Consider the following 24,734-nt stretch of genomic DNA (forward strand, 5'->3'; position numbering starts at 1 on the left):
ATATTCCCGCACAACTGTTACCTATATGCCCGGTCTATACAGCTTTGCCTAATACGGCTACGTTTGATCTTCACCTTAGCCTGATGGCTATGAGTCGCGACCCAACTTACGCTCGCGGCTCAGTAACCCTCATCCCCAACCCTTCTCCCTTAAAAAGGGAGAAGGGAGCGGTTGGGTATAAACCACGTAGACTGGTAACACTCATATAGTTGCTACTCCTGCTTGTCAAATAGCCTTAATCTTTTTTGACGCAATGCCCAATGTTCAATTTCAAAGGTTATCGAGATCTTACTAGAATTGCCTTCTCCATCTGGGAGAAGGTGCCGACAGGCGGATGAGGGGATCTTAAAACGATTAAAATGATAATTAAAATACTGAGCCCAACGAACAATGGATAAAATGCATGGAGTTACTTGATAAAGCAAAAAGCAAGTAGCTTGGATCGCGACTCATAACCGTCAGGCTAAGGAATTATTGTATTAAAAGTAGATACTGTCTTTAAAAGCGAGCCTTTATTGAAATCATAACTTGATTTTAAAGACAGTATCTACATCATTTACAAACACTCCCGTTTTACGTTTCGCAAATACGGGCTACGAATTCAATATACATAAAAAAAAATTACAATTATGCTTAAATAATACTTGACCCTATTGTTGCTATAGACCTTATCTTAGCTAACAAGGAGGAAATACTATGACTCAATGGTTCGTAAAAGACTTAGCTAAACTAACCGGTATAACGGTGCAAACACTGCATCATTATGATCGCATTAATTTATTGAAGCCTTCGTTACGAATGCCTAATGGTTATCGTGTTTACTCTGAACAGGATTTATTACAACTGCAACAGATTATTGCTTTGAAGTTTTTCGGATTTGAGTTAGCACAAATCAAAACCCTGCTTACAGAAGAAAGTGAGGCACTTGAGCATTTTAATAACCAGGTCCGTGTGCTGGAACAAAAAGGAAGGGCTTTGGTTGAAGGTGCAAAAACGCTGCAAAGCATCATTGATACTGTTGATAGTCATAAATCCATACCCTGGGAAACCATTATACAACTTATAGAGGTCTATAAAATGACAGATAATCTTGAACACAGCTGGGTAAAAGAAATATTCACCCCTGATGAATTAAAACAGTATGTTGAATTCGAAAAAGAAATGAAAGCCAATAAAACTCCAGAACAAAAAGCAGCTTTTGAACAACAATGGCAGCAACTTTTGGCTGAGCTGAAAATGAATATGAACCAGGATCCTCAATCTGCTGCAGGTATTGAATTAGGAAAAAAATACATGGCATGGGTCAATGGAATTTATGGAAAAAAATATGCCCACCTAAGAACCAAAAAATGGGAAAAAGGCTTTGGTGAAGGCAAAGGTCTACAAGACATTGGGTTAACACCTGAATTAATGGCCTGGGTAGAAAAAGCCACCAACGCCTACTGGAAAAATCGAATTTTTGGCATACTCGAACACGTGGGTAAACAACCAGATGCTTCCGTTTTATCATTATGGAATGAAGCACTTGATGATTTGTATGGGAATGAAACCGCTCGTAAACAAGCCGTTTATGAAATGGCGTTAAGTGATGAACAGGTCAGCGCCGACGCAAAAGCCTGGCTTAAAACCCTGATGCACTCTTAATCCGTTCCTGCAGGCAGGGGCAATCGCCCCGCCTCAGCATCTTCATTACTCAAAATACTCTAATACTAGCCTCATTAAAACCATTTAAATTCAATATGCTTACAGAATCCTTAATGTTTCCTTAATATTCCCCATGTACAATATTTGTCCTTTTAGAGCCTATTGAGTAAAGTAAATGAAATTTTTTGTAATCCCTAGAAACTACCTACCTCAAAGTCTTCCTTCAGAAACCCAATCTTATATACGCGCAACCTTTGGATTACTTGCAGCCGTAACAACAACCATTAATCCAATAGTTGGAGCCCTGGTTCTCTTAAGCCATGGCACATTGGAATTGGCTGGTTTTTTTACTAAATCAGGACAACAAGAACACGATATTAATCCACCAATAATGAGCAAACAGGAACGACGTGAACAAAAGTACAATGAAGCCTTCGATAAATTACTTTTAAAAGCACAGGAATTAGGGACTCAATGCTCACCTCAAGAAATTGAAAATGCTAAGAGAATATTCTTTGTTCATAACCTGATTGAAGAAGTGTGCTATAAAGCCTTTGCTAAAATAGTTAAACAGCTCGGAATTACTGGTGATGAAATTACTGAGCAACAATCAGGTCAAATTCTTGCTTATATTAAAAGCATGGCTCATGTGGAATTGCGTAAGCCTGGAGGTTATACCTTAACTGGAAGAGCAATGATTACAGCAGATCAATTTGCTCAAGTTATATCCAATGTCTCTACTATTATACATGATCGGGACGCTCGCTTGACGGACGCACGATACTATTCATTGACCGACTTATGCGTTGGTCTTGATGATCATAACAGTTACGTTAAAAATATATTGTTTCGCTCTTGGTTTAAATGTGGCCAAATGTCCTGTGACAGCCATTTAAATATGATAAAAGATATGGTTGGATTTAATAAGCGGATATCAGACCAATTAGGTTTTAACTTTGAACACGCACTAACGAATAAGAAAGAATACTATAATACCTATCATGCAGGCATAAGAACTGTAGAGAATCCTGTTACAGGCGAACGCTCTGCTTTAAAATTTACAAATTTAACTGAAGTGAGATCTAAATTTAAACCTATTATCAATAAATTGTTAGACACTGCTCCCGATAGCCGATTAATCGCTGAGCTAAGAAATAAAAAGTTACTTGAACCCGAAGAGATAAATGCTCTTATCGGAAAACGAAGTTATTTAAGTGCGCCACGTTTTCATCAACCAATAACCCAAAACGCGTTATTAGAACCTACTATAACTGTAGGTGAGTTCCTGAATTACTATTTCCCAGAATTACAAGTTCAAAATACACTGACTCCAATTATAAAGAAGTAAATCATTAGGGGGCAAGTCTTTTGCATATCATCTGATTAGCAAAAGACATACCCCCTATCTCTATTCATCATGAGCTATTGATTTCGCCCGATTATTTTATAGCTTTAGAATCATAATTGACTTTTAAAATATCCAATTCAGGCTTGTATTCTTTGGTTTATTGTTTTTGAGTAGATCATCGAATACATCATTCACTGAATACCTGCGTATTGGCGAAGAAGAGTAAAACAATTAATGAATTTAAAAAACCTGAATTTCCCGTTAATGCTGGATATATTTCATATATATGACAGTAAAATGCCCGGTTGTGTAAGGCAGTTAATAAAAAAACAAGGCTTAAGAGCAAGTAATTCCATCGGATGCTGTTAAGTAGAAACATATCAATATAAGTTCGCTGTTAAATCGGGTTTCGATAGTGTAACGGCCAAAGCAGAAAAATACTCCCTAATTATTTTAATAAAACTTGTGATGCTATGCTTTAGGCAGGAATTCGCAAGCGTATCATGAGTACTTATAAATAATTCCACCAAAATCTAAAATCCGATCTTTCTGAGATTAAGCAGTGAGATTCACGCAGGTTTCATCATTTTTATTCGAATAATTAATAAATAAACGTCGGTAGTAAAACAATACAAAATGGCCGTTATTATTAATACTCTCTTAATTTTAATGCTTTATCATTTAGGCAATTTGATCTTATCGGAGTCAATAATGCCTAAAATCATTTTAATTTATGCAAACTGCGTCAATACAACAGCCAAAGGGGATTTCGCTTTTGCTGGGAACATTGCCAAAGATTTGAAAGAAGACTTTGATATGACCGGAAAAAAAATAGATGTAATTCTCACCTCGACTTTGGATGGCATGGAACGATTTGAAAAGCTCTATGGCAAACCTGTAGATGGCAGGATAACCATAGAAGGAAGAAGTATAGGCATTTGCGCTCTTGAGTTACTAGATCCTGTAAAAAATGACGTTGTTGCCTTTATTGAAGCCAATCGGTGTAAATATGCCCCGGCAGACATAGTGAAACGAGTTATTTCTCCAGACAGCAAATTTCTTTTCATTGGTGCTGCAAGTCAGAGTACAATTACCTCACCAATTGTTCATTATTTCAGATACATAAGTCTTCAGAGTGAACAATCTGGACTTTACAACCATTTTGATGCAGACGACATTAAGGTAGGAAGCAGTGGGCTTGGCGCAGACCGATTGGGTTTGCCAAAAATTAAATCATCTGACGAATTACCTGAATTAAGTGATGAGCAAAGACTCCAAATTCCAACTTCAGGGTATGGGTTTATGTATCTGGCTAAAATTAATCAATCAATCGATCTAAGCACAATTGCACAATACACGATGATTACTGATTTAAGTGAATATATTTTGGTTGGTGAGTATTCTGACACACCTATGGAAGTTAAAGCCGCAATTATTAAAGAAATAAAATTCAATGGAGTTTCCGGGTTGCAGGAACTACCCAAGATTCATTATCATCAATCATTGGATAATGGTTTAATGCGTCACATGGTCGCTGCGTCTACTGGTCACCTGGTTCTATCAACCGGGGTTATGAGTGCCTTGGAAGCAATGAATGACAAAAAGTTACCCTATTACCAGACTTTGCCAAATAACACCAAGTTCGTAACATCTTATTTACTTGCTGTAAAAGATATTGCATCCAGCGATACCAGCTTAATTGGCGTTATGCCACAATTAATCATTGAATTATCAAACTTGCTTTTTGCGGATAAACCTTTAAGTCTCAGTCAAGTTAATAGGACAAAAGATTTGTTAAGCATATCATCAGTTGCTCCACGCCTGATTGAAGCAAATCAACAGATAATTAAAAAAGCGAATGGTACTCTTGCCGGTCAGCTTTTGAGTTTCATAGGAAACCCGACTCATACTAAACTTCACAGACAATGTGCCAGTGTTTGCCAATCCTTACGCAAAATCGGTGAAGTCAATTCACCATTTTATGATCAGGCATTGAGACGAGCAGCAGCATGGGGACGAGTATTTGAATTAAAAGTATTAATCAGATCAATGAGCGTTGAGGACATTAGTAAAAAAGATGTTACAGGTAAACAATGTACCGCGTTACATTGGGCTGTTTTGCAAAAGCAAACTGATTGTGCGAACCTGTTGATATTAGCTGGCGCAGATTTAAATACTCAGGATATTTACGGTAAAACTCCTTTGCACTATGCAATACAAGAAGGTCAAAGGGATATAATTCAATCTTTGGTTGAACATGGGGCTTCTCTGGAGATCTCCGATATTAGTGGAGTTAAACCTTGTGATGGGGCCGATCCATGGGTTCCGGACTTTATCCATGATTGTTTGAGTAATAAAGACCATATTGGTATAGTTGCCATCCACTAGTTACGAATACGTCATTAGAGTGTAACTGTGTGGATACTTGAACACGCTACTATTTTGCGTTGATGGATTGTCACTTAATAGAACGACCTCCGGTACTTTTTAACCAGGCTTCTTCTCTTAGTGTAAAAAGATACAATAAATTGTCTTTGCGATCATTTGCGAAGCAATCAAGAGCGATATTTCGTTAGAATGTCGCACTCGATTTCTTAACTTCTGTCGCAAAGATGACATTTAAATTATGACTAATGCATGCTTAAAGTGCTGCTCTCTTCGATAGTATATTCTTGTTCTTCACCGACTTCATGAGATTGTTCATTAACTACATCGCGTAATCTTTTTTTGAAATCCAGAGTGGTTGTTTTGAGTACCTCAGGTGCATTTGATCCATTTAAACTGTGTTCCACTTCAACGTCCTGATTCATATCAAGATCCTGATTCATATCAAGATCCTGATTCATATTAAGTTGGATTAACTCCGTTTGAACTTGTTGACTAAAATGACGAAAGGATGTCGGTGTCGCAATGGTCGCTTTAGCGGCTCTGTCAACGCTAAATCCATCGTTCTTCATGATGTCTTTTAACTCATCACTGATCCCAGCCTTGACCACTTCTGTTGCAGTAGTAGAACAGTTAAATTTATAGAAACTATAAGCTTTTGGGCTTTCTGCCAGACTGGCCATTTTGTCAAGAACTCGTTCAGCATCAAGTGCAAAAGTGGGCGCATTATGATCAAGGTTAGTGGGTATTCTAATAACCGATGCGGGTGATTCACCAACACTGAGATGTCGCTCTTCAAAATCTCTTTTGCATAATTTAATTTGTGCATCTAAAGCTCTTAGCTCTTTGCTAATCTGGGATACACGAGCAACTTCAGCATCATTTAAATCAAGATCCGTGTTAGGTTTTCTTTGTTCACGGGCAGCAGCAATGAGCTCTTGTCTATAAAGGTTTCCTTTATCGAACAATTGCTGCATCTCAGATGATAATGCATCTACCTCTGATTTTAGCTCCTTGTAGGCAGGATCATGTTCAATATCTTTTTTAAGCTGTGGATGAGCAATTTCTTTAATCTTGATAATTGTTTTATCTCTGGTCAACATCCCCTTTACTTTCGTCTTATTCGCCAAAGGAATGCCTTCTTCAAATAAATGATCATGAATTTCTGGTTTAATCTTAGGGGCAGGCTCATGCCTCCATTCTGATTCCAAATCATCCCTGTGATTATTAATATGATGACCATTGGTATTTCCTGGCCACCAACTAAAATAGACAAAATAACTCACTTGCTCTTTGGGTCTATAACTGTCGTCCGCTTGCCGTTCAGGAACAATTTCTGTTCGTTTGCTGATTGAAAGACCGGGTACACCCTGATATTTTTTTGCCAGCTCCTCTCCTCGTGCATCAGCAGGAAAGGTTAGTTCAACAGCAGCATGGCCAACGTTTCCACCGAATAGAGTGGATTTAACTGGTTTAGCAAAACCCAATCCCTTAGAGCTGCTCTTCCAAGTAAAGATCTCAAGCCCCATAATAAAACTCCAATGACTGCGAATGATTTTATTATGAGCTTATTGTGTAATTTTTGGGTTAAGAGGTGGTTATAGTGCTATTTGAATTTCGCATACGCCATACCCAACATGAAGGAGTGTTTCATGTTCCAGCCTGCTAATGCCCAATAAGACAATTGATTGCATCGCTTTACAAAAATGGATAAAGTCTGGTTAAAGGCAGCTATAATTAAGAAATGGCATCAAATGTCTTACAAGGATAACGAATATGGCCTGTTCTAATAATAGACTGTTTCAAACTGGGGCATTATGCGGATTCATCGATAAAGTCTATGATGGAGATTGCACTCTCAAGACTTTGAGCGAAAAAGGTAATTTTGGAATTGGAACTTTTGATGCAGTACATGGCGAGTTAATAGGTTTTGATGGCCAATTTTATCGAATACTCGAAGACGGTATTGCTCATCCTGTCGATCCACAACAAAAAACCCCGTTTGCATGGGTGGTTCACTTTGAAGAAACACATCAATTTGAATTAAACAACATCGAAAGCTTCGATCATTTTTCTGAGGAATTTGATAAAAAGCTCCCTTCCTTAAATTATATATATGCCTATCGCTTTGAATGCATATTGGATGAAATCGATTGTCGCTCTGAGGCGTGTCAACCCAAACCGTATCAATCACTCGTTAAAACATTTCCCACAGTCCAAGTCAATTTCAATTATCAAAACATCAACGGTGTGTTTGCAGGATTTCGCTTTCCTGAATATTTTTCAACATTAAACATCCCAGGACATCACATGCATTTTTTAAATCCCGACGATATGAAGGGAGGCCATGTGTTTCAATTTAAATTTAAATCAGCAACAATTAAAGTGTGTATGATTAAAAATTATGAGATTGCGTTAATCGAATCAGAAGCGTTTAGCGAATTAAAAATTGGCGCCCAAGAATTACACGGTGCAACAAGGGCAATTGAAAAACAAAAATAAGCATTGCTAAATCCGTCCCCCATCACATGATGGGTACGGATTAAAATGATAGAGAACGACTTAATTTCCAGTACTACTATTCACCGCTTCAAACAGCTTGGGATTATCGGAGTAATCAATCGGAATATCGACGATTACCGGTCCTTTTTGAGCAAGCGCTTCATGGAGCAATGATTTAAAATCAGAGGGGTGTTTTAACTCATATCCGGTTGCCCCAAATGCCTTGGCAAAATCAACTATATTAACTGTGCCAAAATCCACACCTGAGCCGCGCTTGTATTTCATTAGTTCCTGTTCTTTCACCATATTGTAACAATTATCACGCCAGATAAAATGAACGAAATTCTGTTTGTGTCGAACCGCATTTTCTAGCTCCATAGCTGAAAACAAAAATCCTCCATCACCTGACAATGACACAATGCGTTTATCAGGATGAACAAAATTCACGGCCATTGCCCAAGGTAACCCCACACCCAGAGTTTGTTGACCATTACTAAATAAAAGGTGATGAGGTTCATAGGATAAAAAGTAACGTGCCATCCAAATATAAACAGAACCAATATCACACACAACATAAGCATCATCATCAATGGCATTTCGTAACTCATGGATAAAATGCAAGGGATGCAGGAGGTTTCCTTTTGATAAATGTTCACCACTTTGAATGATTTTTTGATGCGCATCATGATAAGGTTTCACATGCTTGTCATTTTGAGCAACCATAGCTGCATCTAATAAATCCGTTAAAACAGCAATATTCGCATCCACATCGCCAAGAAGTTCATAGTTCGGCTGGTACGCTTCATGTATTTTTGCTGGTAAATAGTCAATATGGATGATTGTTCTCTGTTTTCCAACATTCCAGGTTTCCGGGTCATACTCCGCCATGTTTAATCCAACAGTGATTACTGCATCAGCCTTATTCAACAGTTGATCACCAGGTTGATTACAAAACAAACCTACCCTTCCAGCAAAGCAGGAAACCAGGCTTCTTGAAACCACGCCAGCAGCCTGAAAAGTTCCAACAGTCGGCAAGTGAGTTTTTTCTAATAAAGCCCGGATAGCCATAGTATTTTCTGGTCGGCTTGCTTCCTGCCCTAATAATAACACCGGAAATTGTGCTGCATTAATCGTATCTGCAACAGCTTGTAAAGAATGTTTATGCGCAACACCATAACGAATAGGGTCCAATGGTTTAATTACAGGCACATTGACCATTTCGGTTAATACGTCCTGCGGCAAGCTAATAAAACAAGCGCCCCTTTTAGGCGCAGTAGCGCAACGAAATGCATTAGCAATAACTTCTGGAATCATTTGCGGTACTAAAACCTCAGCACTGGTTTTAGTTACTGGAGACATTAGTGCGACATTATTCGTATTTTGATGGGACTCCTTTAATGCCATGCTGCGAGGAACATTTCCACCAATAGCGACTATAGGATCGCCTTCAGTCGTAGCGGTCAATAATCCAGTAGCCAGGTTCGAAACACCGGGTCCGGAGGTGACTAAAACAACACCAGGTTTACCTGTTAAACGTCCATATGCTTGCGCCATAAATGCGGCATTTTGCTCATGACGGCATAAGATTAATTGAATAGATGAGTCTTCAAGAGCATCAAAAACCGTATCAATTTTTGCGCCAGGAATACCAAATACGAACTCAACACCTTGTGCTTCCAAACATTTTACAACAAGTTGTCCACCTTTTAATTTACCCATGACACCATCCGATTCGTCCAATCCATAGTATTACTAGTGTAGCTTGATTCATGCGAAATCAACAACAAAGGTCAACCTTTGGAAATCAATTACACCGCTCAAAATATAAATTTAATACCTCTTAATTATCGTTCTAAAATTAAGTACACTCCGCCTAATCAATTTATATGGGTTTCACCATGTATAAGATAAACCATAATATGTTTACAGGAGTATTAATCCCTTTTATTGGACTTGTGAGTCTATTTGCCCTCTTTTCTCCTGACTTCCTCTCTGCAACGACCTGGGCAAGCATTCTTGGTTCTGCAGCTGATTTAGGCATTGTTGTACTCGGCGTTACCTTATTACTGATTGCCGGAGAATTCGATCTTTCTGTGGGTGCCAATTTTGCTTTATCCGGAATACTATTTGGCTCACTTTCTCTATCAGGTGTTAATGGGTGTTTTGCTTTATTCATTTCCTTGTTAACAGGCACCTTTATTGGATTAATCAATGCTGCTTTAACTGTTTTTATTAAAATTCCTTCATTTATTGTAACTTTGGGTACCATGCTCATTGTTCGTAGTTTTATTCTTTTATATACGCAGGGACTACCCATATCCATAGAAGATAATAACCTCATTATGACTATTCTGGCAGGTGAATTGAACCACAATTTATTAGCGTCATTCCTTTGGTGGTTTATCATCGGACTTTATCTCACCTACGTGCTTCAGTGGACTAAATTAGGCAATCACATCTATGCCACAGGATACAATACTGATGTTGCTTACCTATCAGGTATCAATACAATAAAAATAAAATTCTACTGTTTTGCCCTGTGTGGATTGCTGACGGCTCTTGCAGGAGCAACTCAATTTAGCCATCTCAACAGCTTATCTCCCCTTGCAGGAGATCAGTATGAATTATATGCTATTGCTGCAACAGTCATCGGAGGTACCTCTCTTAAAGGCGGTAAAGGGTCATTATTAAGTGCAGCATTAGGAACCCTGCTGATTAGCACTGTAGATACTGGATTAGTCCAAATTGGAGTATCGACCTATTGGTATCGGTGCTTTGTTGGAATCATTTTAATCTTGGCTGTAACAATTAACTTATCTGCACGGAATGCTCGATGATTGCCGAAGCACAAAAACACATCTTACTCAAACTGGATCATATAGGTAAAAAATATGGTTCAAATCAAATTCTCAATAAAGTATCTTTTGAACTGTATCCAGGCCAAATTATTGCCTTAATTGGAGACAATGGTGCTGGTAAATCGACATTGGTTAAAATAATAACCGGTTACACCCAACCTGACGCCGGGAGTATCTATTGGAATGGTCAACGTATTCGATTTAATCAATTTAATGCGCCTCGTCAAGCACGCAGTCTTGGTATACAAGCAGTATATCAACACTTAGCCTTAGTCGATGAACTGTCACTTTGGCGTAATTTCTTTTTAGGAAATGAACTGGTTAAACATTATGGGCCGTTTCGTCGATTAGACATAAAACGCATGCAGCAACTCACTCAGGAATCTCTTGAGGATTTTAAACTCCTACGTCAACTAAACCCCTGCACTCCGGTTAAAACATTATCTGGTGGAGAGCGACAAATACTTGCAATTTGTCGTGCCAAACATTTTAACGCAAAACTTCTCATACTGGATGAACCCACCAGTGCCCTCTCCCCTCAGCAGGCATATGAAGTGATTGAGAACATAAAGAGAATTGCGGCCACAGGAATGGCAATTATCTTTATTACTCATCGCATGGAACATGTTGCAGAAACGGCTGATCGCATCGTCCAACTCGCTCATGGCTCTCTAGTAATTAATGAACACAACCATCAAAGGATTTATCTATGAGAATCTATTTAATACTTCTCTCTTTTTTTTCTCTACTGTTCAGTCATTGCCTGGCATATGCTGGAGATAAATATTATTTGATTACGCATGGATCACAAGATCCTTATTGGCTGAGTTTATTTGAAGGCGCCAAAAAAGCCGCAGAAGAATTAAAAATAGAGGTACAGATTTTAGCCCCATCCGGCGCAAATGACGTGCCTAAACAAGTACAATTTATTGATAGTGCGCTGGCGACTCATCCATTGGGGGTTGCTACGACCATTCCCTCCGATACAGCCTTTACCAAAAGCCTGAATCATGCGAAAAAGAGCAACATTCCGGTCATAGCTTTTGATACAAAACCCAAGGATAAAAATAAAAATCCCTATCTCGCTTTTTTAGGTTCAGATAATCAATTAGCAGGTAAAATGCTGGCTCAAAAAGCAAAAGAATTGACCGTTTCGGAGCAGAGAGCCCTTATTATTAATCCTCAACCAGGACATATAGGGCTTGAAATGCGTTCTAAAGGAATTAAAACCGTCCTGAACGAACAAAAAGTTCCCTTTGAGGAACTGGATGTAGGCACTGATGCAAATCAAGTTCAAGCCCGAATCAAGTCCTACTTTTTGCTCCATCCTGAGACCAACGTGATTTTTTGTTTAACCTCTCAAGCCCTAGACCCTCTGGGACAAATGCTGAAACACCCTGAGCGCTATCATTTTGATTACAAGCCTCATGTATATTCATTTGATGCAACCCCTAACACCCAAGCTTTAATCAAAAGAAAACTGGTTGACTATGCAATTGATCAACAACCCTTCCTTATGGGTTATTTAAGTATAACTCAATTAGTGCTCTTGAACCGGTATCAATTAAAACCAGTCAATATTAATACTGCAAAGTAAATAAATGAAACTACTCGCTTTCTTATGGCGCGGTCCAGAACGAAAAGCAATGCACACGATTATTTTCAACAATTTAATCCTGTGCATTTGCTTGCATCAGCCAGCAGATAAAGATCCTTTTTATGAACTTAAGAGCAGCATAAAAGCAACCTAAGGGATCTATTAGGTACTATTCTAGAGATATTGACCTGTAACTGCTTACAACTCCCCAGGTTAACAAAAATTGAGCTACATAATAAGTAAACATGACAAATATGCGTACATCCACTTGTGGATAAATAAACAAATTAAGAGCGAGGCTTAAATCAGAGATTAGAAAAAATAATGCACCACTTCCAATGATTAAACTTTCACTCTTGACCTGAAATGCCGTAAAAGCCATAAACATTAAAACGCAAAAATAAACCATCACGGGAATCAACAAGGCCCCCAAGTAGGGAATCATCATATAAGCGATAAATCCCATGACTAACAAGACTGGCGCAAAGTACGCTAAATGTACTCCATTGTACTTAAAGGACTTTATAAAGAGAGCTATATAACAGCAATGGGCTAATAAAAAACAGCCTATGCCCAACTCCAATTGCAGTGCGACAGGCACTGTTAATATGATATCACCAGCCAAAGAGAAACCTAGAGCAGCAACTAACGCCATTTTGGTCCAGGACAGCATGTCGCGTTGCAAAACAGCAAGGATCAAACAGGCTATAGGTATTGGTTTTAATAATGTATTAAGAGGATAACTAATAAAAGATACTAGTATAAGATAAAGAGCAGCAGTGAATAAAAACGCGTACGATGCGGGTTTAGGTAAAACGTAAGCCATGATCAGTCCTTTATTCAGTTTAGTCCTGGAAACCAGTTTTTTAATATTATAGGGTTTGTTCACAAGTGATCTGAAAGCCCTAAATGAAGCGATGTGAGGCTGAGCGATCCTCACTTTATATACATCAACCTCACGAAAGCGGGGATCCATTTAAAATGTGGCATTGTACAAATTTTTAGGATAGATCCCCGCCTTCGCGCTGAGGAGTCTTGGCATTTATTTATTCACTTCATAGATCTAAGCTAATTCAGACTGTTCCATCTTGGGTCATCCTCGCGAAGGCGAGGATCCATGAAGCAAACACAATCAAGTGCTCATTTGATGCATGGATTCCCGCCTTCGCGGGAATGACGTTCATTGTAACCAGATAGATCTCAAATTAACCATCCAAGCAATTAAATGCTAGGATTCCTCAGCGCTTTCGCGAGGATAACAACCTTATAAACAATACAAAAATATTATACCTTTCATTAATACGTAATGACACACTTGTTTTCTCATATACTGGTGCGCCAGTTTAATCTGTTCTAACTCATCTTCGGTCTCGGCGCTGCGGTTTTAGGGACACTATCCCCATAAAGATAAGAGTTAACCAGAACCAATGCGCTCTCCGTTAAGGACAAAGCAACTCCAGACATTTTAATCACATCTAAAAATGGACTTGGATCGCCACTACTGGAGTATATTTCATAAGCCTCTGCCGCAAGCAACAAAAAACCGGCCGTAAACTGTACTCCGCCTACTATCTGTCCCATATAGGAATAGGCTGAATCATCTCCTTTATTTCTATAATACCTGTTACCAAAAAAGCCAATGGCTCCAACAACCATTCCACCTACTGCCGTAACAATATTATTTTTAGTTACATGTTCCGTTGCTTTTCCCAGCGCATAGAGAATAGCGGGTCCCCTGGTTGCGAGCTGAACATTTAATTTTCGTGCACTTTCATATACATCAGGGCCTAATTGACTGTTACCTTCTGGATTATTCTGTGAATTATCTTGCTCATATTTTTCTTGCGTCATCGCTTACTCCTTTATAACGTAACTCCTGTCTCGATCCATTTCCTTAATCAGGAAACTGTGCTCATTCTACTTAAAGTTCGTTGAATAGACACTATTTTTTCTAATATGAGGAACAAATCCAAAACCTGGACTATAGTTAAAATAACTAACTAAAATAACAACGGATTATGAAAATCCGAGTGGGGGGAAAACCATGTTCATGCGATGGCTAGGGATAGCTTCTTTATTTGTTCTGCTGAATTCTTCTTGTTTTGCTGAGGAACATGAAATTGCGATAACTATAGATGACTTGCCATTCGTTGGTTCGGGTACCAATACCCCTGGAAATTTAAAAAGAACGCAAGATCGATTTATGGCAATTGTAAATACACTGGTAGAAAATCAGGTACCAGCAACGGGTTTTGCCATAGGAGGAGCTGTAGCCAAGAATGAATGGGATTTATTAGAAACGTTTCGGAACCAAGGCTTAACGATAGGCAATCATACTTATACTCATAAGAGCTTAAATGGAATGTCTGCAGAAAAATATATTGCAGATATAGAACGAGCAGACACTACTTTGGCACCTGTAATGACTGAGCCTAAATATTTCCGTTATCCCTATCTAGCGGAAGGCAAGGGTGAAAAAAAACAGAAAGTGCAGGAATGGCTGGCAGAGCACCAATACACAATAGCTCCTGTAACTATAGACAGTAAGGATTACGAATTTAATGCGCAGTTCTATAGAATTCCCTACAGAAAAAGACCTCAAAGCATCAATTCATTCAAAAAAAGATACCTTGCTTTTATCTGGAGTCAGACTCTAAAAGCAGATAAAAAAGCAAAAAAAGTGGAAGGCCAGCCGATAAAACATATTCTACTGATCCATGCTAACTTGCTTAATAGTTTATGCCTGGCGGATATTATTGAACTGTATCGAAGTAATGGATATAAATTTATTACTCTAGCAGAGGCCTTAAAAGGTAATACAGCTCCAGTTATTAATGATTCTTCAGCCGCAACTCCCGCAGTTGAGAGTGAGCCCAAAGAAGAGACTAAACCATAATAGACGGGTCTATTGGGGATTCTTTATTTTAATTACCTCTAAACGTCGACGTACCGTGCTTTATGCACGGTATCTAGACAATGCACCGAGAATTAAGTACTCCTCTCCTAATTTATAAAGCCAGGAATGTATTTATTTAAGTCTCGATGTTCAAGGAAATACCCCGTCTTTGTGAGCAACGTGAAGCAATCCACAACGGAGCTTTAGTTGATGAGCGTGATCCTGTATTACGACTTCGTCTAATACAGGCTACATTCGCAATCAGACCGAGCTGTGTCAATGAGTAATAAATCAAGCGAGTTTTTCTATTCGAGATACAGCGTGACGTGGTAATAGCAACCAATAGTGCCCTTCATTTTTCATGTGGCCTGCAATTAAAGTCGCCTTGTCACCACCGCCCCAAAATACGTCCCCTCTCACTTTACCGCGAATAGCACCCCCGGTATCCTGAGCGATCATCAATCGCTGCATGGGCTTATTCACATTAGGATCTTTACTGTCAGGTCGAGTAGTACTTAGCCAAAGCGGAGCTCCCATAGGAATCCACTCTCTATCAATAGCAAGTGAGTACCCCGGAGTAAGTGCAACCCCCTGAGAACCCAAGGCAGCATCTAATGATAACTTACGGAAGAATACAAATGATTTATTTTTATTGATGATCTTATCCATTTGCTTGGGGTGCGCTTCCAAATATCGTTTAATTGCCTGCATAGACGCATTGTGTTTTGTCATGATGCCTTTTTTAATTAATACACCGGCTATAGCAGTATAAGGAGCACCATTTTGACCATCATAGCCAACAAATACTCGTGATCCGTCTTCAAGTTCTACAATACCCGACCCTTGAATTTCCAGGAATAATCGGTCTATAGGGCTGTGAATCCAAAGCAAAACTTTTGCTGAGTCTTTAATGGCTCCTTTATTAATTTGCTCTCGAGTATAGTACGGTACAATTTTATTGCCCGTAATACGCCCAACAATTTTGCGATTTTTCATATGAGGAATAAAGAGTCCCAAATCGATAGTCACTAAATTACTGGGCAATTCATAGAGCGGAACACTAAATTCTTCAGTTTTCTTGTAGCTGCCTTTTAATGAAGGCATATAATAACCGGTAAATAATCCCTTTACCGGTTTTCCATCATAAAACTCAACAGGAGAGAACCATTTTTGAAAAAACAATTTTGCCGATTGTTCACTGACAGGATTTAGTTTTAGTGCAGCATGACACGCTGGCTGCCAGTCTTTCGCCTGTAAATCAATTTTATCGGTGCCAACAGCACGTTCCGGATCCTGTTTGATAAACGCACGACAGGAAGTTTGGAATGTCATTAGGGATTTTTTAAATTCGGCAGCATCCCACCCCGGTAATTGATTAAAATTAACCTGACGGAAAGTGGGTTTGGGTGGCCAATACCACCATACCGAAATACCAATGCCCATTAACACCAGGGCTACTGTAAAATAGATTATTTTTGATTTCATAAGAGGTCAATTTTTACACGTGATGGAGTAAATTGCAACTAAAATTTACCGTGGTTGACTCATACTACACTTCCAGAAACAAATTAATCATTGTTTTTATTCAATTTTTTTCCAGGTCATTTTTTTTGAAAAAAGCAGTCAAATAATTCTTAAAGACACCAGTTTCAAGGCATTTATATAGGCTAATAAATTACGTAGCTCTTCATCATCCACACGCGAAAACATGGGGTGTGTTTCTATATTTGTTACAAAATCAACAAAAATCTGGCTTAAATTCAACCCTCCTGAACTGTCACGACGTTTAAATAACTCTATCAATTTGTTCTCATAGGAGAGCAAATCAAAATGAAACATTGAAGCTGTTGCATGTGCCCTTTCCAAATCTATAGTAACTAATATATGACTGATTGTTGCCTGAACAATTACCAATGAGTCAAAGCATAGGGTAAAGGTACTTAACAAATTTTGCTTCTTAAGACTTAGATTCTCATTACCTAATGACGCGATTAAACCTCGAGACAGCCAAAAGAGATTAGCCAAATCATGCTGAGAACGTTGATCCTCAGCAACCAGAAGAACTTGTTCCAAATTAAATGCAGTGAACTTATGCAACTTATCTATATAACGTTTTAATATAGTCCACACATCAGAGCGCCACACAACATTAGCAACAATAAAAGTGGCTACGATCCCAATAACAATTCCAGCAAGTCGTTCTAAAGGGGGATCAAGTCCTAAAGGAGGGCCACCTTGCTGAGCAAGAGTAATGATTAAGGCAATATTAGCCTGTAAACCAATATATGAATATTGGGTAAATTTGAACATAAAATAGCTGAATGCCCAGACAAAAAATAATACGATGATAATTAAATCAAACAGATCCATCTCAAACACACTTAAAGAGATTAACGCGATCCCTCCACCTAAAAAACATCCAGTTAATCGATGAAGACTGACGTGCTTCATATCAAAAAGATTTTTACCTTTTATTGATATAATCAAACTACTGATTATTCCATTTAATCCACCAGGCCAATCACTTACCAGCCAAAATCCTAGAGCCAATAGAACGGATAATCCTGCTTTAATACAGTGTTTAATCAAATCGTAATCCGAACGCAAACGTTGTTGCTTGCTAATGACTTTATATTTTGGAGTAATCGATATGGGATTTGGAGAAAATAATGATTTAATGAGAATAAAATTCTGATTTAGCTGTTTCAGATAATGAATAAATGAATAAATAAAATCACTTTTAACTGAAAACTTGTCTTTTTTACTATAAAGTTTTTGTTCGAAATGAACCAATGCATCGCCAGTTTGCAAAATAATAGGTTCAGTCTGGAGCGTGTTAAACTTGGATTGAAGCTCTAATAAATCATGCTCAATAGCAGCGAATAATGGCTCGATATCTAATGTTTTTAATGATGCTAATTCCGCAGATTGTGGTTGAATAATAATGAGATATTGAAACTGTCGTGAAATGGAACACAGGGTATCGAGATAGGCACGTATTTTATCTACATGCTCCTTTTTGACACCCAGTTCCTGGTTTAGTGCCCCGATCAATTCGATCGCAGTTCGTAATTTTTTCTTTATTTTTAAACTACGAGCAGCCAGTTCTGAATTATCCTCACTGGTATTAATAATCACCATGTGCAATTGTTCAAATTCAGCTAAAAAATCATCAAAAATGTCATGAACCTGTAGAACAATATTGTCTTTAATATGATTGGGAAAAATGGCATACGCGCTTAACGCGGCAACTAAAACCCCGATACCAATTTCAACAGATCGCCAGATCGCCACATAAAAAGCATTTTGCGGGTTTAACGCAACCTGGGAAATAACGATGAATACACATAAAGCACCTAATAGATAAGCATAACCGTATTTACTGTAATTAAAAAAATAAACACTGATGGCAATAATCAGGAAGCAGCACAGTAAATAAAGGAGAAAACTGTTAACAACGAGCCCAGCAATAAAATACCCCAAAAATGCGCCAGCAATAGTACCAATAATACGCATCATTGCTTTATCGATAATAGAGCCTGTATACAAATTAGATACAATAACTACGGTCATTCCGGACCAGTAAGGGGTATCCAGATGAAATTTGAAAGAAATCAATACGGCAATCAAGGTTGCTAAAGCAGTTCTTATAGCTGCCCGGTTTTCAACGCTCTGCGGCCAAATGAACACCAGATCACCTGTAGGTTATTGTTGTGGCGCTGGCCCCTATTCGCATAGGATAGTCATCGGTCAGATCATCTATATAAATTCGTACAGGAAATCGCTGCGCGATTCGGATCCAATCTTCAGTAGCCTTCATATAAACCAAAGTTGAATTGGCGACGTTCCCTCGAGCCACCCGATTAATACCCCAACCAATACTTTTCACATGACCATGAAATACTTTACCAGGATACATATCGATCATAATTTTAGCTTTGTCTCCGGGTTGGATCTTTCGTATTACAGTTTCTCGGTACCGAGTTTCTACCCACCATTGTTTTGTTTCAATTAAAGCGAATAGCCCTTCCCCCACTTTAATATACTGACCAATACGCAGATTGAAATTGGTAATATATCCGTCTTCAGGCGCAATAAGCGTGGTATGATTTCTCAAATAAATGGCCTGATCCAGTTCTGCCTGCGCCGCTAAAATCTCATTATCATCCAAATTTGTTTGCGCAATTTTTAACTCTTGCTCTGCTTGAGCTATCGCTGCGGCCTGCTCTTTCATTTTATCTGTTAAATTAATCAGAATAATTTCAGGCACATCCCCCTTCAATTCTAATGGTTGATAACGTTTATAATGATCTTGAGTTAAACTCAGCATTATTCTGCATTGCTTCAAATGTTGTTCTGCCTTAACTACAGCTAATTTATCATTCTCATAATTTAATTTGGCTATATTCAGTTTTGCTTTAGCCTGCCTTAAGGCATAAATATAGGGGAGAGGATCGATTTCAATGAGTTTATCGCCTTTCTTAACCTTCTGATTTTCTCTAATGTATAATCGAGTTACTGGACCTGAAACCAAAGACGCCATATTGACAAGATTTGCAGAAACGTAGGAATCATTTGAACGAGTATCATAATATGCAAAATAGCGATAGCAGCCGTAACCGGCCAACAATAATAAAACCACACTGATTTGTGGCCAATATTTAAATTCGGAAACATTGAATAAACGCATCCATGAAACCTTTTCATTATGTATGTTTATAACAATACAACCTTGCAACTACATACTCAAGTGAATCCAGACGCATTATTGACTGATCATAACCGATTATCGAGCATCAATACCCCTGCTTTGAACATCAGGGATATACCGCCAGCTGCTGATACCGGTAGACACTTGATGTAATTCTCCATGACATGATTCGGAGGGAATGTCTTTTATATTCCTTACCTGTAAAACTGATGGAGTAGGATTGTATTCATCAGGACTCTGCAATAAGGTAATTCGAATATGACGTGTCGAAAGCAGTTTCCCCTCCTTCTGCGTAACCACACAGGGAAAATCTCCCAGGTCTTCCATCAAATATCGGTATCGTTTATCACCACCAGGCACCAAACAGCCCTCATTTTTAGCTAATTTGCCAATTACTTTGTCAGCGCCTTTCCTCGGAATAATACACTCCCTGTCAATTAAATGCAGTTGTAGTTCTGTTAACTGCATCAGGGTATCTTCCATTTGATAAAAATTCTGATGCTGATATTCCTGTCGGTTTAAAGCCCTACTGTATAAGAATACATGTTGGATGCAGGTTAGAATCAACAGACTGATGACGGATATTGTGCAAAGGGTCATCAATAAAATAAATCCATCACACCGTCTGTTCATGCTCCACGGACCACAACAATGAGTTCATGTGTCTTGTCGTGTTCAAGTCCCATTTTTATCTTAACAATTTTTTTGCCGTGAATGCTTTGCTGTGTGGTAAATAGTGACTGAATATAAGGCGATAATTCTTCAGTTTGACCCAACTGATAATGCAACGTATCAATATGTTGTGCATTAGGTTTTATGAACCATTGTTCCTCCAACCACTCTCCTGCATATACAGAATTTTCGTAAGTGTACATTCTGGGTTTGGCCAAAGTAATAAGCTGACCATCAGTCGTTTGTTCTACTTTCAGTATCTGATGAACTTCTGCGTGGGTACAATCAGCAATAACTAATGGTCGACGCTCATTCACCACTACGGGAGAGGAAACAACCAACTCGGTTGGGCTGAGGAACGAAACGTTTTCTGAAAAAACATCACTCATTCGGTTTATGCGAATAGATGGCCTCGATTGATTCTCACTTTTAATGCCCCAAAGAGTTTGTCCCACCTTGCGCATGTCCACAGTCTGTAATTGCTCTATGCCCAAACATGGAGTAAATCCAGCTCTTCTAATGCTGTCAGTTAACAAATCAGTGACCCATTGCAACTCAAAACGCTTTTCCAGAAGGTTCTGAAATTCCAGATATTGACGTTTGGTACTTAAATACATGTGAATCAGGGTCGATAAAATAATACTTGTTAGAAATAAACTGATTAATACTTCAGATAAGCTAAACCCTATTTGCCTGTTCATTAGACCACATCCGCTTTTTTTACTTTACGGGTTATGGATTCTGTGCGATTGAACCACTCAACCTGCACAATGATACGACTTGATTCTTTTCGAACATTCAGATGATAGGGAGCGGGCGCAGGGGGCATTGTACTCACTTGACCATATACAGATTCACTCACAATATCAAGAAAATGGGATGCTCCTGCATGCAAGACCAATTGATTAATAAATTGACGTGTGTTCCATTGCTGTTGTAATAAAGCCAGTGCGATAGTGGTCACCAGCATTAAAGAAACCAGCACTTCAATAAGGGAAAATCCCTTGAGCTGCTTCATAATACTTCTTCCTGAGGTTGGATGCCGGCAGAAGATTAGCGCCCTCTTATTTAAAATGCAACAAAAATTAGGGTCACTCTCGCGAGAGTGCTGAGGTATCCTGACATTTATGTAATCATCTTATAGGCCTTAGTTAATTCACACTGAGTTAAATTACGTCATCCTCGCGAAAGCGGGGATCCATACAACAATGTGGCTTTGTGCTATTTTTTAGAATGGATCCCCGCATTCGCGAGGATGACAACCCTATAAAAATGGACAATTAAGACTCATCATGGTGTATGTTTAAAAAGTGAGGAGCTCTCAAGTTCAAACCCCGGGCGTTCTCTATCTTTTATACGTCATCCTCGCGAAAGCGGGGATCCATGCAACAATGTGGCTTTGTGCTAATTTTTAGGATGGATCCTCGCCTTCCGAGGAGGTGTAACTGAAAAAAAGTGTAATTTAAATTAAATCAAAACCAGTTTTTAAAAATGAGTCTTCCTCCGAGTTTAACCTGGTGCTGCAATTCAATCGCTCCCACAATTTAGTGAATTCATTCGTGACAGCAAGGACATGCTTAGGTAATATGAAATTCAATTTTTTGGAAAGGAACTCTTTATGTCCATTGATTTTCAACAACTACCCCATCCAGGAATACGGTCTCTGGTTCCCTATAAACCTGGCAAGTCCATTGAAGAACTGGCTCGTGAGAAAGGGCTTAGCGATATAATCAAGCTGGCATCGAATGAAAACCCGTTGGGTTGCAGTCCAAAGGCATTAACCGCATTACGAAACATGCCCTCTCAAGTCATAGCGACGTACCCTTCACCAAACAATCACCCACTAATGCCCAAACTTGCCAGTCATCTGGATATAACTACTGATCAGTTATTCCTTAGCAATGGCTCCGATTTTATAGTCAATATCTTATTGAATAGTTTTGCATCGCATACAAACAAACATATTCTGACTCATGATTATGCGTTCAGTACTTATGCCATTCAAGCCAATACCTTGAATATTCCCGTCCACAGTGTTGCAATCAAAGACGACTGGCATATTAACTGCGATAATCTAATTAATGCATGCACCGATCAAACGGGTCTGATTTTTTTAGCTAACCCGAATAATCCAACAGGGTTATTAACAAGTCAGGAAGAAATCAAATATTTATTAGAACAGATACCGGCCTCCACCCTGTTAGTTCTTGATGAAGCCTATTATGAATATGCTGTTTCGGCAATGAACTGCAACAGTATCGGCTGGCTGAAAGAGCACCCGAATTTAGTAATTACCCGAACTTTTTCAAAAATATATGGAATGGCGGGGTTACGCTTGGGTTATGCAATCGCAAACCCGGATATCATCTCTATCCTACAGCGTGTTCAATTGCCTTTTACAGTGAACCAGGTTGCTCTCACTGCCGCTAAAGCTGCTTTAGATGATGAGGACTTCATTGAAAGAAGTCTACAAACCAATAACGAGGGAATGATTCAGATGCGAGATGGTTTGGATCGCTTGGGCATCAATTATTTAACATCGCTATGTAACTTCCTTACCTTTGATTGTAAAGAAGATTGTATGGGACTTTATAATTATTTACTGAATAATGGTATTATTGTAAGACCACTACATGCCTATAAAATGAATAATTACATAAGAGTCACCATTGGAACCAAAGAACAAAACTCTCGATTTCTAACCGCCCTGAATAACTATTATCTATAATTAAAGGAAATAATATGACAAGTGATTTAAGCAGCAAACATTGTGAGTCCTGTGAAGGCATAGGAGCAGCATTAACAGCAGAACAAATTAAAAACCTGATGCCACAGCTTAATAAACATTGGCAAGTCACTCCAGATAACACCATAATTAAGCGCTCATTTTCATTCAATAATTTTTATGAAACGATGGCATTCGTCAACGCTATCGCATGGACAGCCAATATTGAAAATCACCATCCGGATCTGGAAGTCGGTTACAACTACTGTCGAGTCAGCTTTATGACGCATGCATTAAATGGCTTAACTCATAATGACTTTATTTGTGCAGCAAAAATTGACAGGTTGCTTGAAGAATAACAATTTATTACCAGATAAGCCCGGATTATATAAAGTAACAATCCGGGATATCTGAAAGAAGTAGATCCCATACCGCACTACTCATATACGACAATCTACTCTACAAATAACTTAAGGACGATCATCCAGTTCTTTACGTTGACTGGGTAAAAAGTCTTTTCTATCCAGTCCCATAGCTACCGCCAGCGCTCCCGCAACATAAATTGAGGAATAAGTTCCAATGACGATTCCAATGATTAGGGCAAGAGAGAATCCATGAATTGTCTCCCCACCATAAACAAACAAAGCCACGACAACAAATAAAGTCAGCATTGACGTCATAATGGTTCTGGATAAAGTCTGGTTTATCGATATATTCATGATTTCGATTGGACTGGTACGACGTATTTTAACAAAATTCTCACGAACCCTATCAAAAACAACGATGGTATCATTTAAGGAATAGCCAATCACAGCCAACAATCCAGCCAATGCCTTAAGATCAAATTCAATACCAAATAAAGCAAAGATACCGAGAATCAACACCGGATCATGAACCAGAGCGACTGCAGAACTTACCGCCAGTCGGTATTCGAAACGCATGGCGATGTAAATCATGGTAGCCAGTAAGGAAACAATAATAGCTAAAGCCCCTTTAGTAGCCAGCTCCTGCCCTACTTGTGGCCCTACGAAATCAACTCGTTGCTTGGTTGCACCGGGTAAAGCAGACATGACCTGATCGACAAGACGAGCCGGTTCTTTATCAGCACGTGGCGCAATGCTGATCAGTACGTCTTTAGAGGTACCATAACTCACAACCTGCGCTTCTTTAAAGCCCATCTTAGCCAGATTTTCCCTGATCGAGGGTAAATCAGCGGCATTGGTGTAAGTGACTTCTATTTGTGTTCCGCCGGTAAAATCAAGTCCCCATTTCAACCCATTTATAGCCAGGGCTCCAATTGAAACAACAAAAATTAATATGGAGAACATCGCCGTCCAGCGGCGCGCTCCCATAAAGTCCACTTTTGAATTTGGATTAAAAAATTCCATCTGAGCCT

At 38.8% G+C, this 24,734-nt stretch carries 23 protein-coding genes; 12 read left to right on the forward strand and 11 right to left on the reverse strand.

Annotation, left to right across the window (positions count from 1 at the left end):
• Positions 1-696: 696 nt before the first annotated feature.
• The 3 genes from IZU94_RS05630 (at position 697) to ankY (ending at position 5,380) form a co-directional block, all read left to right on the forward strand.
• Positions 697-1,644 (forward strand): MerR family transcriptional regulator, encoded by a 948-nt coding sequence (locus IZU94_RS05630; protein ID WP_203108816.1) that lies wholly within the window; start codon positions 697-699, stop codon positions 1,642-1,644.
• Positions 1,645-1,819: 175 nt separating this feature from the next.
• Complete coding sequence (locus tag IZU94_RS05635; protein WP_203108818.1) at positions 1,820-2,992, forward strand: hypothetical protein; 1,173 nt, start codon at positions 1,820-1,822, stop codon at positions 2,990-2,992.
• 711 nt (positions 2,993-3,703) lie between these two features.
• On the forward strand, positions 3,704-5,380 hold the full coding sequence (gene ankY, locus IZU94_RS05640) for a Dot/Icm T4SS effector AnkY/LegA9 (protein ID WP_203108820.1): 1,677 nt from the start codon (positions 3,704-3,706) through the stop codon (positions 5,378-5,380).
• 242 nt (positions 5,381-5,622) lie between these two features.
• Here the strand turns inward: ankY and IZU94_RS05645 are convergent, their stop codons facing one another.
• Complete coding sequence (locus IZU94_RS05645) at positions 5,623-6,906, reverse strand: hypothetical protein (protein WP_203108822.1); 1,284 nt, start codon at positions 6,904-6,906, stop codon at positions 5,623-5,625.
• A 247-nt stretch (positions 6,907-7,153) separates the two neighbouring features.
• Here IZU94_RS05645 and budA point away from each other — a divergent pair, with 247 nt between their 5' ends.
• Positions 7,154-7,879 carry an acetolactate decarboxylase gene (gene budA, locus IZU94_RS05650; RefSeq protein WP_203108824.1) on the forward strand — a complete coding sequence of 242 codons (726 nt, stop codon included), beginning with the start codon at positions 7,154-7,156 and terminating at the stop codon, positions 7,877-7,879.
• Positions 7,880-7,939: 60 nt separating this feature from the next.
• Here budA and alsS read toward each other — a convergent pair whose 3' ends face one another.
• Positions 7,940-9,598, reverse strand: coding sequence for an acetolactate synthase AlsS (alsS, locus tag IZU94_RS05655; RefSeq protein WP_203108826.1), 1,659 nt, complete (start codon positions 9,596-9,598; stop codon positions 7,940-7,942).
• A gap of 179 nt (positions 9,599-9,777) precedes the next feature.
• Between alsS and IZU94_RS05660 the strand changes: the two genes are divergently transcribed.
• From IZU94_RS05660 to IZU94_RS05675, 4 genes are read left to right on the forward strand one after another with little or no spacing between them, the layout of a single operon-like run.
• Positions 9,778-10,716 carry an ABC transporter permease gene (locus tag IZU94_RS05660; protein WP_203108828.1) on the forward strand — a complete coding sequence of 313 codons (939 nt, stop codon included), beginning with the start codon at positions 9,778-9,780 and terminating at the stop codon, positions 10,714-10,716.
• Positions 10,713-11,450: an ATP-binding cassette domain-containing protein gene (locus tag IZU94_RS05665; protein ID WP_203108830.1), complete on the forward strand. Its 738-nt coding sequence runs from the start codon at positions 10,713-10,715 to the stop codon at positions 11,448-11,450. The genes IZU94_RS05660 and IZU94_RS05665 overlap by 4 nt, the downstream gene beginning before the upstream one ends.
• A complete protein-coding gene (locus tag IZU94_RS05670) occupies positions 11,447-12,334 on the forward strand; it encodes a substrate-binding domain-containing protein (protein ID WP_203108832.1) in 888 nt (295 codons plus the stop codon). Before IZU94_RS05665 ends, IZU94_RS05670 begins: the two co-directional genes overlap by 4 nt.
• A gap of 4 nt (positions 12,335-12,338) precedes the next feature.
• The gene (locus IZU94_RS05675) at positions 12,339-12,488 is read left to right on the forward strand and encodes a hypothetical protein (RefSeq protein WP_203108834.1); all 150 of its coding nucleotides are present in this window, start codon (positions 12,339-12,341) and stop codon (positions 12,486-12,488) included.
• 15 nt (positions 12,489-12,503) lie between these two features.
• Here the strand turns inward: IZU94_RS05675 and IZU94_RS05680 are convergent, their stop codons facing one another.
• The gene (locus IZU94_RS05680; RefSeq protein ID WP_369411312.1) at positions 12,504-13,223 is read right to left on the reverse strand and encodes a lysoplasmalogenase; all 720 of its coding nucleotides are present in this window, start codon (positions 13,221-13,223) and stop codon (positions 12,504-12,506) included.
• Positions 13,224-13,687: 464 nt separating this feature from the next.
• Positions 13,688-14,185, reverse strand: coding sequence for a hypothetical protein (locus tag IZU94_RS05685; protein ID WP_203108836.1), 498 nt, complete (start codon positions 14,183-14,185; stop codon positions 13,688-13,690).
• Between the two features lie 193 nt (positions 14,186-14,378).
• Between IZU94_RS05685 and IZU94_RS05690 the strand changes: the two genes are divergently transcribed.
• Positions 14,379-15,230 carry a polysaccharide deacetylase family protein gene (locus IZU94_RS05690; RefSeq protein WP_203108838.1) on the forward strand — a complete coding sequence of 284 codons (852 nt, stop codon included), beginning with the start codon at positions 14,379-14,381 and terminating at the stop codon, positions 15,228-15,230.
• A 146-nt stretch (positions 15,231-15,376) separates the two neighbouring features.
• Complete coding sequence (locus tag IZU94_RS05695) at positions 15,377-15,517, forward strand: hypothetical protein (protein WP_203108840.1); 141 nt, start codon at positions 15,377-15,379, stop codon at positions 15,515-15,517.
• Positions 15,518-15,521: 4 nt separating this feature from the next.
• Here the strand turns inward: IZU94_RS05695 and mltA are convergent, their stop codons facing one another.
• From mltA to IZU94_RS05725, 6 genes are all read right to left on the reverse strand, one after another.
• Positions 15,522-16,715, reverse strand: a complete 1,194-nt coding sequence (mltA, locus tag IZU94_RS05700; protein ID WP_203108842.1) for a murein transglycosylase A — start codon at positions 16,713-16,715, stop codon at positions 15,522-15,524.
• A 138-nt stretch (positions 16,716-16,853) separates the two neighbouring features.
• Complete coding sequence (locus IZU94_RS05705) at positions 16,854-18,920, reverse strand: FUSC family protein (RefSeq protein WP_369411313.1); 2,067 nt, start codon at positions 18,918-18,920, stop codon at positions 16,854-16,856.
• A gap of 4 nt (positions 18,921-18,924) precedes the next feature.
• Positions 18,925-19,920, reverse strand: coding sequence for an HlyD family secretion protein (locus IZU94_RS05710; protein WP_203108845.1), 996 nt, complete (start codon positions 19,918-19,920; stop codon positions 18,925-18,927).
• 96 nt (positions 19,921-20,016) lie between these two features.
• A complete protein-coding gene (locus tag IZU94_RS05715) occupies positions 20,017-20,574 on the reverse strand; it encodes a hypothetical protein (RefSeq protein WP_203108847.1) in 558 nt (185 codons plus the stop codon).
• Positions 20,571-21,314 (reverse strand): PilW family protein, encoded by a 744-nt coding sequence (locus IZU94_RS05720; RefSeq protein WP_203108849.1) that lies wholly within the window; start codon positions 21,312-21,314, stop codon positions 20,571-20,573. The genes IZU94_RS05715 and IZU94_RS05720 overlap by 4 nt, the downstream gene beginning before the upstream one ends.
• Positions 21,314-21,631 (reverse strand): type IV pilus modification PilV family protein, encoded by a 318-nt coding sequence (locus tag IZU94_RS05725; RefSeq protein ID WP_203108851.1) that lies wholly within the window; start codon positions 21,629-21,631, stop codon positions 21,314-21,316. The genes IZU94_RS05720 and IZU94_RS05725 overlap by 1 nt, the downstream gene beginning before the upstream one ends.
• A 600-nt stretch (positions 21,632-22,231) precedes the next feature.
• Between IZU94_RS05725 and hisC the strand changes: the two genes are divergently transcribed.
• Entirely contained in the window at positions 22,232-23,341 is a 1,110-nt protein-coding gene (gene hisC, locus IZU94_RS05730; protein ID WP_203108853.1) for a histidinol-phosphate transaminase, read from the forward strand.
• A 14-nt stretch (positions 23,342-23,355) separates the two neighbouring features.
• Positions 23,356-23,697, forward strand: coding sequence for a 4a-hydroxytetrahydrobiopterin dehydratase (locus IZU94_RS05735; RefSeq protein ID WP_203108855.1), 342 nt, complete (start codon positions 23,356-23,358; stop codon positions 23,695-23,697).
• A 111-nt stretch (positions 23,698-23,808) separates the two neighbouring features.
• Here IZU94_RS05735 and secF read toward each other — a convergent pair whose 3' ends face one another.
• Positions 23,809-24,726 carry a protein translocase subunit SecF gene (gene secF, locus IZU94_RS05740; RefSeq protein WP_203108857.1) on the reverse strand — a complete coding sequence of 306 codons (918 nt, stop codon included), beginning with the start codon at positions 24,724-24,726 and terminating at the stop codon, positions 23,809-23,811.
• Positions 24,727-24,734: the final 8 nt, after the last annotated feature.

Origin of the sequence: Legionella bononiensis, assembly GCF_016786215.1 — a bacterium.
Taxonomy (GTDB): Bacteria; Pseudomonadota; Gammaproteobacteria; order Legionellales; family Legionellaceae; genus Legionella; species Legionella bononiensis.